General features: G+C 69.6%; 13 protein-coding genes. 6 read left to right on the top strand and 7 right to left on the bottom strand.

Going from position 1 to position 9197, the window contains the following annotated elements:
• The 3 genes from VGB60_RS11940 to VGB60_RS11930 form a co-directional block, all read left to right on the top strand.
• Positions 1–1018, top strand: a 1018-nt coding sequence (locus VGB60_RS11940; RefSeq protein ID WP_331038473.1) for a cell wall hydrolase, incomplete at its 5' end; no start/stop codon positions are given.
• Between the two features lie 98 nt (positions 1019–1116).
• A complete protein-coding gene (locus VGB60_RS11935) occupies positions 1117–2667 on the top strand; it encodes a sensor histidine kinase (RefSeq protein WP_331038472.1) in 1551 nt (516 codons plus the stop codon).
• Positions 2668–2721: 54 nt separating this feature from the next.
• Positions 2722–3168: a response regulator gene (locus tag VGB60_RS11930; RefSeq protein WP_331038471.1), complete on the top strand. Its 447-nt coding sequence runs from the start codon at positions 2722–2724 to the stop codon at positions 3166–3168.
• Between the two features lie 12 nt (positions 3169–3180).
• On the opposite strand, the gene trxB is transcribed toward VGB60_RS11930, so the two are convergent.
• Complete coding sequence (gene trxB, locus VGB60_RS11925) at positions 3181–4194, bottom strand: thioredoxin-disulfide reductase (protein WP_331038470.1); 1014 nt, start codon at positions 4192–4194, stop codon at positions 3181–3183.
• Positions 4195–4269: 75 nt separating this feature from the next.
• Between trxB and VGB60_RS11920 the strand changes: the two genes are divergently transcribed.
• Positions 4270–4539 (top strand): hypothetical protein, encoded by a 270-nt coding sequence (locus VGB60_RS11920; RefSeq protein WP_331038469.1) that lies wholly within the window; start codon positions 4270–4272, stop codon positions 4537–4539.
• Here VGB60_RS11920 and VGB60_RS11915 read toward each other — a convergent pair.
• The 6 genes from VGB60_RS11915 to VGB60_RS11890 all read right to left on the bottom strand — a co-directional run bounded on the left by VGB60_RS11915 (position 4536) and on the right by VGB60_RS11890 (position 7774).
• Positions 4536–5516: a mitochondrial fission ELM1 family protein gene (locus VGB60_RS11915; RefSeq protein WP_331038468.1), complete on the bottom strand. Its 981-nt coding sequence runs from the start codon at positions 5514–5516 to the stop codon at positions 4536–4538. The two genes, VGB60_RS11920 and VGB60_RS11915, sit on opposite strands and share 4 nt — an antisense overlap.
• Positions 5513–5932 carry a VOC family protein gene (locus tag VGB60_RS11910; RefSeq protein ID WP_331038467.1) on the bottom strand — a complete coding sequence of 140 codons (420 nt, stop codon included), beginning with the start codon at positions 5930–5932 and terminating at the stop codon, positions 5513–5515. Before VGB60_RS11910 ends, VGB60_RS11915 begins: the two co-directional genes overlap by 4 nt.
• A gap of 4 nt (positions 5933–5936) precedes the next feature.
• Positions 5937–6410, bottom strand: a complete 474-nt coding sequence (greA, locus tag VGB60_RS11905) for a transcription elongation factor GreA (RefSeq protein WP_331038466.1) — start codon at positions 6408–6410, stop codon at positions 5937–5939.
• Positions 6411–6544: 134 nt separating this feature from the next.
• On the bottom strand, positions 6545–6760 hold the full coding sequence (locus tag VGB60_RS11900; protein WP_331038465.1) for a hypothetical protein: 216 nt from the start codon (positions 6758–6760) through the stop codon (positions 6545–6547).
• Positions 6761–6849: 89 nt separating this feature from the next.
• Positions 6850–7515 (bottom strand): glutathione S-transferase, encoded by a 666-nt coding sequence (locus VGB60_RS11895; RefSeq protein WP_331038464.1) that lies wholly within the window; start codon positions 7513–7515, stop codon positions 6850–6852.
• A gap of 61 nt (positions 7516–7576) precedes the next feature.
• A complete protein-coding gene (locus VGB60_RS11890; protein WP_331038463.1) occupies positions 7577–7774 on the bottom strand; it encodes a cysteine protease in 198 nt (65 codons plus the stop codon).
• A 75-nt stretch (positions 7775–7849) separates the two neighbouring features.
• Here VGB60_RS11890 and selD point away from each other — a divergent pair, with 75 nt between their 5' ends.
• Together selD and VGB60_RS11880 are read left to right on the top strand one after the other, a co-directional pair.
• Positions 7850–8896: a selenide, water dikinase SelD gene (gene selD / locus VGB60_RS11885; RefSeq protein ID WP_331038462.1), complete on the top strand. Its 1047-nt coding sequence runs from the start codon at positions 7850–7852 to the stop codon at positions 8894–8896.
• Positions 8893–9197 (top strand): rhodanese-like domain-containing protein (locus tag VGB60_RS11880; RefSeq protein WP_331038461.1); only part of this gene is annotated, 305 nt, incomplete at its 3' end. The genes selD and VGB60_RS11880, both read left to right, overlap by 4 nt.

The following is a 9197-nucleotide window of genomic DNA, read 5'->3' as shown; positions in this document are numbered from 1 at the left end:
CCTCGGTCCCGGCGGGCTGGCCGCGATCACCCGTCGGATGGATCCGGCGCAGTTGGCCCTCGCCGCCCGCCACGACCCATCGGACCCGCAGCCGGCGCTGTACGGCCTGACGCCGGGCTGGGAGAGCCTGACGCTGGCGGGGCGGCCGAGGCTGGAGTTCGGCGCGACGGGTCTGGAGGCGATGAAGTTGAACGCCGCCATGCCGGTTTCCGGTTTCCTGCGTCGGGCGCAGCCGTTCAAGTTCGCTCCCGCGACGGCCGAAGACCGCCGCCGCGCCCTTCGATGCCTGACGCAGGCGGTCTATTACGAAGCGGCGCTGGAACCGACCGAGGGGCAGGAGGCGGTGGCGCAGGTCGTGCTGAACCGCGTCCGCGACCCCAACTACGCCAACACGGTCTGTGGCGTGGTGTTCGAGGGCGCCGAGCGGACCACGGGCTGTCAGTTCAGTTTCACCTGCGACGGGGCTCTGGCTCAGGGTCCGGTGACCTGGGCCTGGGAGCGGGCGAGGCGCGTCGCTGAGCGGGCTCTGGCCGGGCACGTCGCCACCGCGGTGGGAACGGCTACGCACTATCACGCCGACTACGTCCGGCCGTGGTGGGCGCCGACGCTGAACAAGCTGACCCAGATCGGGGCGCACATCTTCTATCGCTGGAAGGGGATCTACGGCGAGCCGGCGGCCTTCAGCCAGCGCTACGCCGGTCGCGAGCCGCGCATCGACGAGGCGCGGTTCGCAAGGCCGCGGCTCCAGCTTGTTTCCGCGGCCGAGGCCGAGAAGGCGCTGGCCGAGGCGGCCGCGGCGGGGGAGGGCGCGATGCGGACGGTCGAGATCGACGGTCAGACCCGCGTGGTCGGCGTCGCCTCGCTCGGCGGACGGCGCCAGGCGTCGCCGGACGATATCGCCGCCATCAATGCGCGGATGGCCGCGTTCGAGGCCCCGCCGGCCGATCCCGCCCCGCCGCGCGAGACCCCAGGAGCCATCCCGATGGCCGTCGAGGAAGTCGGTCGCCCGGGCTCATGAAGCTCTGGAAAAAACGCGGTGTTTTGCAACGCGGCCGAGTTCCCTGCATTAGGTGAAGCTGTGGTGTTCCGGCGTGGAACCCGCCTCACGGAAGCCGGATGACCGCGACCCCCTGGAACGAGACAGACCGCCTTGCGGCGCTACGTTCATACGACATCCTCGACTCCGAAAGAGAGCCGGCTTTCGACGACGTGACCGCGCTGGTGGCGCGCATCTGCGACGCGCCGATCGCGGTCATCAATCTGATCGACGCCGACCGCCAGTGGTTCAAGTCAGAAGTCGGGCTCGGGGTCCGTGAGACGCCGCTGGAAACGTCCTTCTGCCGCCATGCGCTGCTGGAACGGGACCGGCTGGTGGTCGCGGACGCCGCGAGCGATCCACGCTTCGAAGGCAATCCGCTGGTGACCGCGGCCGACGGACTGAGATTTTACGCGGGCGTCCTGCTGAAGAGCCCGGAGGGTCTGCCGTTGGGGACGCTGTGCGTTCTGGACACCAGACCCCGTCCGGAAGGGCTGAGCGCGGTGCAGGCCGAGACATTGGAGGTGCTGTCGCGTCAGGTGATGAGCCTGCTCGAACTGCGCCGCGCGCTGAAGGCGGGACGTCAGGCGCAGTCGCGCCTCACGGCGGCGTCCGAAGCCCTGACCGACAGCGAAGCGCGGTTCCGCGCCTTGGCCGACGCCATGCCCCAGATGGTCTGGGCGACGCAGCCGGACGGGTTCCACGACTACTACAACGCCCGCTGGTACGAGTTCACCGGCGTCCCGTCCGGCTCGACCGACGGGGAGGGCTGGGCCGGCATGTTCCACCCGGAGGATCAGGAGCGAGCGCGGATATGCTGGAAGCGGTCGCTCGAGACGGGTGAGCCGTATGAGATCGAATACCGCCTGCGCCGGGCGGACGGCGTGTATCGCTGGACGTTGGGCCGGGCGCTGGCGATCCGCAGCGAGGCGGGAGAAATCACCCGCTGGTTCGGCACCTGCACCGACATCGAGGATCTGAAACGGGCGGCCGACTCGAAGGATGTGCTGAGCCAGGAGCTCAGCCACCGGATCAAGAACATCTTCGCTGTGGTGTCGGCGCTGATCGGGCTGTCTGCGCGCCAGTATCCCGAGGCCAAGGATTTCGCCGCCGCGGTCAGGACGCGGATCAACGCCCTGGCGCGGGCGCACGAATTCGTGCGGCCGCATACCGACACCTCGCGCCCGACAGTCGGCTCGATGACCCTGCACGCCTTTCTGTCCGACCTGTTCAAGCCCTATGCGACGCTGGACGGGCGGCAGCGGGTGATCCTGTCGGGCGACGACGCGGCCTTCGACGACCAGGCCGCCACCTCGGTCGCCCTCCTGTTCCACGAACTGGCGACGAACGCCGCCAAGTACGGAGCCCTGTCGCACACCGACGGCGAGGTGGCGCTGACGACCCGCAACGAAGGCGACCGGTTCATCTTGACCTGGGAGGAACGCGGCGGGCCGACGATCCACGGCGAGCCGGACCGGGCAGGGTTCGGCTCGACCCTCGCGACGGTCTCGGTCGAGGGCCAGCTGGGCGGCCGGTTGACGCGGGTCTGGGCCCCGGAAGGGCTGCGGGTTACGGCTGATCTGCCCGCGACGGCGCTTTCGCGCCGCAGGGCCGCACAAAACGTCGCATAACCCCGTTGGGCGGCAACTCCCTAAGCCGACCGGCGTTGGCCATGGCGGAGACGCTTGTGTCCAACACTGGACCACCGGAACGCTTGTGAGACCATGACTGCGCGTATCTTGATCATCGAAGACGAGGCGCTCGTGGCCATGGAGCTGCGGTTCGTGCTGGAAGATCTCGGCCACGAGGTCGTCGGCATGGCGGGCGACGCGCGTACGGCTCGGCAGGTGGTCGACGAAACGGACATCGATCTGGCGCTCGTGGACATCCATCTGTCCGACGGCCCGACCGGAATCGAGCTCGGCCGGGAGCTGGGTCAGCAACTCGGCGTCACCGTTCTGTTCATGACGGCCAATCCGGGCATGCTGCGCGAAGGCGTGGCTGGAACGATCGGCGTGCTGTCCAAGCCGACCGACGAGCGCGCGGTGCAGACCGCCGTTGACTACGCCCTCCGCCGCCGGACGGGGCGCCCGGTCGAATACGCCCCGCCTGAGCTTCGGCTGTTCGGCTGACGGCTTCGCGGGCTACCAGACGCCGATCTTTTCCGCTTCGGCGTGGCTGATGGGGTGACCCTCGGCCTTGTGGTCCTGCTCGGCCAGGAAGCGGACCGCCTCCAGCGCCGCCATGCAGCCCATGCCCGCCGCCGTCACCGCCTGCCGGTAGATGTCGTCGGTCACGTCGCCGGCCGCCCAGACGCCCTCGATCGCCGTCGCCGCCGTGCCGGGCTTCACCACCAGATAGCCGCCCGTCTTGGTCTCCAGCTGCCCCGCGAACAGCTCGGAGGACGGGGCGTGGCCGATGGCGATGAAGACGCCGTCGGCGGGAACCTGGCGAAGTTCGCCGGTCTGAGCGTTCTTCAACCGCGCCCCAGTGACGTTGACCCCGCCCGCGGCGTCGGTCTGACCTAGGATTTCGTCGATGGCGTGGTTCCAGATCACCTCGACCTTGGGATTGGCGAACAACCGGTCCTGCAGGATCCGCTCGGCGCGGAACTCGTCGCGGCGGTGCACGACCGTGACCTTCGACGCGAAATTGGTCAGGAAGAGCGCCTCTTCGACGGCCGTGTTGCCGCCGCCCACTACGATCACTTGCTTGCCCCGATAGAAGAAGCCGTCGCAGGTGGCGCAGGCCGAAACGCCAAAGCCCTGATATTTCGCCTCGCTCTCGATCCCCAGCCATTTGGCCTGCGCCCCGGTCGAGATGATGACCGTCTCGGCCAGCAGCTCCGTCCCGGAGTCCAGCGTCAGCCGGAACGGCCGCCGTGACAGGTCGGCCTTGACGACGATGTCCTCGATGACCTCCGTCCCGACGTGCTCGGCCTGGGCCCGCATCTGCTCCATCAGCCAGGGGCCCTGGATGACGTCGGCGAAGCCGGGATAGTTCTCGACGTCGGTCGTGATGGTCAGCTGGCCGCCCGGCTGCAGGCCCGAGATGACCACGGGGCTCAACATGGCGCGCGCGGCGTAGATGGCGGCGGTCCAGCCGGCGGGGCCGGATCCGATGATGGCGACGCGGACGGTGCGGGGGGTGCTGCTCATGGCGTCTATTTAGGCGTTGATTCCGTCCGGCGCGATGCCAAGGTCGCGCCTGTTCACAGGCACGAGGAGGGCGACGTGGAGCCAGGCACGAGTTTCATCGGCATCGGCGTCGCCCTGGGGGTGTCGATCGGCACGGCGCTCGGCATCGCCACGGACAATCTGGCGCTGGGGATCAGCCTCGGCGTCGCGATCGGCGCGGGCCTCGGCGTCGCGCTCGACCAATCGTCGGGAAAGCGCCGGGATGGCGACGGCGGCGCATCGACGGGCGACAGTTCCCCTCGCGCCGATCATGGCGACGGCGGGTCGGATGGTGGCGGCGGCGACGGCGGAGGAGGCGGCGACTAGCGCCCGAGCTTCTCCAGCACGGCCCCCGCCGCGCGGTCCGTTTCGGCCAACGGCTCGTAGTCCCAAGGTTCCAGCGACCCGTCGAAGGGCCGCGCCGCGCCGCGCTGCTTCAGGTCGGCGTGCAGGCGCGCGAACTTGCCGGGCGGCTTTAGCGGGATCATCGGCAGGATGTGAACCGGCTTGCCCGTCGAGGCGGCTTCGGCGGCCATGTTGGCGCTGTCCTCGGTGACGAGCACGTGGTCCGCGAAGTGCAGGAAGGCGAAATAGGGGTTCGCTCCCGCGCCGTTCCAGATCTGGCCGGGCAGGGACGCCAGCCGCGCCGTCATCGCCGCCCGCGCCGTCTCCGGGGTGCGCCGCGAGAAGGTCAGCATCAGCGATCCCCCGGCCTTCCGCACGGCGTTCCCAATCTGGTCCGCCAGGGCGACGGCGTGGTCCTCCGTGAGATCAAAAGCCGCCGACCGCCCGCCGATCAGCACAGCCACGCGCGGGCGGGGCAAGGGCGACAGCGCCGCCTCGAACGCCGCGGCGCCTTCCGCCAGCCGCGCCGGCGTCACCCGGTGGGGCGAGCCGGTGATCGACAGCACGTTCGGGGCCGCGACGCCGTCATGGGCTGGGGCGACCACCAGATCGTAGGCGTTCAGCTTCCAGCGCGGGTCCTGCGTCTGCACCACCAGCGTCTGGCCTTGCGAGCGTCGCCGCACGGCGGCCGAGAGGGGCAGGGTGGCCCGGCCGGTTGCGATCCAGATATCCGGCCACGCCTCCCCGGAAGCGGGGGCGACCCGGTCTGAGGACGGGTCTAGCATGCCGCCGGTCTTGAGCGCCGACGGCAGCTTGTCGAACAGGGGGCGCCAGCGGATGCGTTTGACGGTGATGTCCGCCGGTCTTTGCCGCTGCACCGCCTCGGCCAGACCCAGGGCCTGGTTCTCCATCCCGATCCGGCCGTCTGAGACGACCCAGATGGACAGCGGCGCGGTCACGCCGTTTCGGCGGGGACGATCCAGCACATGGCCTCGACCTTGTTGCCGTCGGGGTCACGCAGGAAGGCGGCGTAGTAGCCGGGAGCGTATTCGGGTCGCGGTCCAGGCAGGCCGTCGCTGAACCCGCCGGCCGAGAGACCCGCCTCGTGGAAGGAGACGACGGCCTCGGGACCCGAGGCGTTGAAACAGACGTGGGATCCGGCGCCCGCGACCACGCCTCGGCCGTCGCGCGGCACATTAGCCCAGAACTCGGGGAAGGTCCGGCCGTAGCCGATGCCCCCGCCGTGCTCCAGGACCCGGCGCGCGCCGACCACCGCCAGTACGGCGTCGTAGAAGACCCCGGCCCGATGCAGGTCCGTGACGCCGACCGAAACGTGGGACACCAGAGGGCGGCTCGTTCCGGCGGGCGTGGTCACCGGACTATTTCCAGTCGACCTTGAGGATTTCGTAGGCCTTGACCCCGCCGGGGGTGTTGACCTCGACCACGTCGCCGACCTCCTTGGAGATCATGGCGCGGGCGATGGGGGAAGAGACGGAGATCTTGCCCGCCTTCACATCGGCCTCGTGCTCGCCGACGATCTGGTAGCGCGCCTCTTCCTCGGTGTCCTCGTCCACGACGGTGACGGTGGCGCCGAACTTGACCTGGTCGCCGTCCAGCTTGGAGACGTCGATGACTTGGGCGCGGCTGATCTTGTCCTCGATCTCGGCGATCTGGCCCTCGATCCAGCCCTGACGCTCCTTGGCCGCGTGATACTCGGCGTTTTCAGACAGGTCGCCATGCTCGCGCGCTTCCGAGATGGCCGAGATCACGCTCGGCCGCTCCACGGACTTCAATTGCTTCAGCTGATCGTCGAGGACACGGTAGCCCTCGGCCGTCATCGGCACTTTTTCCATATGTCGTGAATTTCTGAGCTATCGCCCGACTGAAGGTTTGGTGAAGCCATGGTCGCTGGGCGCTCGCGACCGGCCAAATAGGTTAGGGCCTTCCGCCCTCGGGTTCAAGGGCAAACCCGGGTTCGGCGAATCCGTCAGGCCGGCCGACGGCGCCGGCGCTCGCGCATCTGCTGCAGGCTGCCCCACAGTTTCACCCTGCGGATCAGGCTCCACGCCAGCCAGGCGACGGCCAGCAGGCCGACCATCATGAACAGGCCGGACACCAGCAGAACGCCGGCGGCCATGAAGGCCATGATGAAGGCGACCGCTGCGATCAGGGCGGCGATGACTTGGACGGTTCTCGGGCGCATGGACCGTTAACGTGCCGCACCGGCGGGGGTTGCGGCTACGCCGGGTGAGGAAATCGCTTCACCGCCGCCTGTGGCGCCGGCGCCATCCCTCAGGCGTAGCTGTAGGGACCGCCCCGCTCGATCGCGCGCTTCCACGCCGGCCGGCCGTGGATCGCCTGCAGGAACGCCTTCAGGCGCGGCTTGTCGGGCCCGTAGCCGACGCGCGAGCCCGCCGCCTCGACCGGAAAGCTCATCATGATGTCGGCCGCGGAGAAATCGTCGCCCGCGAACCAGGCGGACCTGCTCAACTCGGCCTCCCAGAACGCCGTGTGCGCCGCCAGCTGTGGATCGATCATGTTGGCGTTCATGGCCTTGCTGATGCCCTTCGCCACCGGCCGCGCCAGCAGCGGCGCGCGCTTCGGAATGGCCGAGAAGATCAGCTTAAGCAGCAGCGGGGTCATCGCCGATCCCTCGGCGTAGTGCAGCCAGTAGGTGAAGCGGCGAGCGGCGTCCGTGCCGGCAGGGGGCCGCAACCCGACCGCGGGGCAGCGCTCCAGCAGGTATTCTATAATGGCGCCGGTCTCGGCGGTCCGGGTCTCGCCGTCGTCGAGCACCGGCGACTTGCCGAGCGGGTGGATCGCCCGCAGTTCGGGGGGCGCCAGCATGGTCTTCGGGTCGCGCTGATAGCGCCGGACCTCATAGTCGACGCCCAGCTCTTCCAGCAGCCACAGCACCCGCTGGGAGCGGGAATCGTTGAGGTGGTGGACGATCATCATGGCGCCGGCTCCGCTTGCCCGGGGCAGTTAGCGGAGTTGACGCGGCGTCGGTCCAGCGGATTCAGACCCGGCGGCCGCTCCAGCGGCGGCGCGGATGCGGCTCGGCCGCAGCCGGGGCCTTGGCGGAGTGCCGGTTCTCCCACAGCTGGAAGGCGAGGGTCGCAAGCGCCAGCTTGCCCGCATGACGGCCCGCCATGCGGCGCCCGCCCCGGCTCAGCAACAGGCCGCCCAGCGCAGCGGCGATCTTCGGTATCGGCATTCCAGTCTCCTTCTCGCCGCCTGAACGCCGCTCGCACCTGTTGAGTTCAGGGCGACCTTGGCCCAAAGCCGGTGGATGACCGAAGCCGAGCCTCGCCTGACCTCGCTGGCCCACGGGGGTGGTTGCGGCTGCAAGCTGGCGCCGGCCGCTCTGCAGGCCATCCTTCGCGACGTGCCCGCGGGCGCGGCCTTCGCCAATTTAATGGTCGGGAACGAGACGTCGGACGATGCGGCGGTCTGGCGTCTGAACAACCAGCAGGCGCTGGTCGCGACCACCGACTTCTTCATGCCGATGGTGGACGACCCGTTCGACTTTGGCCGCATCGCCGCGACCAACGCCCTCTCAGATGTCTACGCCATGGGCGCGACCCCGATCTTCGCGCTGGCCCTGGTCGGCATGCCCGTGAACCTGCTGTCGGCCGAGACCATCGGCCGCGTGCTTCAGGGCGGCGCGGCGGTGTGCGCGGCGGCGGGCATCCCGATCGCCGGCGGCCATTCGATCGACAGCGTCGAGCCGATCTATGGTCTGGTGGCCCTGGGGCTCGTTCACCCGGAGCGGGTGCTCACCAACCGCGGCGCGCAGGCCGGCGACCTGCTGATCCTGACCAAGCCTTTGGGCGTTGGCGTCCTCAGCGCGGCGTTCAAGGCCGCACGGCTGGATGAGGCCGGGTACGCCGCCCTGATCGGCTCGACCACGAAGCTGAACACCTTGGGCGCCAAGCTGGCTGACCTGGCGGGCATCCACGCCGTCACGGACGTCACCGGCTTCGGCCTGCTCGGACATGCGCTGGAGGTGGCGCGAGGATCGGGCCTCACCGTCGAGCTGACGTCCGCGCCGCCGCTGCTGGCCGGCGTCGAGGGACTGGTCACCGAAGGGGTGCGGACGGGAGCCTCCGGGCGAAACTGGGCAAGTTATGGTTCCGGCGTTGATCTGCCGACGAACTTGCCCGACTGGCGCCGCGACCTGCTGACTGATCCGCAGACCTCGGGCGGGTTGCTGATCTCGGTCGCGGCGGACCGCGCCGAGGCGGTGCTCGACCTGGCCCGCGAGGACGGTTTCGCCGACGCCGCTGTCGTCGGCCGCGTGGCGGAGGGGCCGCCCCGGGTGCGCGTCGTCGCATGATCCGGCGCACCGTCGATCTGACGCCGGTGGCTCGCGACGGCTACGACGCGATCATAGACGTGCGCAGCCCGGCCGAGTTCGCCCTCGACGCTATTCCCGGCGCGATCAACCTGCCTGTCCTCGACGACGAGCAGCGGGCCGCTGTCGGCACGGAATATGTGCAGGGCTCCAAGTTTCTCGCGCGGCGCACCGGCGCGGCCATGGTCGCTCGCAACATCGCGGCCCATCTGGAAGGTCCGCTCGGCGACCGGCCCGGCGGCTTTCGGCCGCTGGTCTACTGCTGGCGTGGGGGGCAGCGCTC

The sequence above is a fragment of the Brevundimonas sp. genome (assembly GCF_036399195.1).
Classification (GTDB): domain Bacteria; phylum Pseudomonadota; class Alphaproteobacteria; order Caulobacterales; family Caulobacteraceae; genus Brevundimonas.
The sequence above is the reverse complement of the archived record's forward strand: the minus strand, read 5'-3'. Positions and strand labels throughout refer to the sequence as shown.

Bases quoted from the DNA above. Each gene is read 5' to 3' on its own strand.
- VGB60_RS11895 (WP_331038464.1), bottom strand. From the start codon at position 7,515: ATGATGATCGTCCACCACCTCAACGATTCCCGCTCCCAGCGGGTGCTG.
- trxB (WP_331038470.1), bottom strand. From the start codon at position 4,194: ATGAGCAGCACCCCCCGCACCGTCCGCGTCGCCATCATCGGATCCGGC.
- VGB60_RS11890 (WP_331038463.1), bottom strand. From the start codon at position 7,774: ATGCCGATACCGAAGATCGCCGCTGCGCTGGGCGGCCTGTTGCTGAGC.
- VGB60_RS11900 (WP_331038465.1), bottom strand. From the start codon at position 6,760: ATGCGCCCGAGAACCGTCCAAGTCATCGCCGCCCTGATCGCAGCGGTC.
- selD (WP_331038462.1), top strand. From the start codon at position 7,850: ATGACCGAAGCCGAGCCTCGCCTGACCTCGCTGGCCCACGGGGGTGGT.
- VGB60_RS11935 (WP_331038472.1), top strand. From the start codon at position 1,117: ATGACCGCGACCCCCTGGAACGAGACAGACCGCCTTGCGGCGCTACGT.
- greA (WP_331038466.1), bottom strand. From the start codon at position 6,410: ATGGAAAAAGTGCCGATGACGGCCGAGGGCTACCGTGTCCTCGACGAT.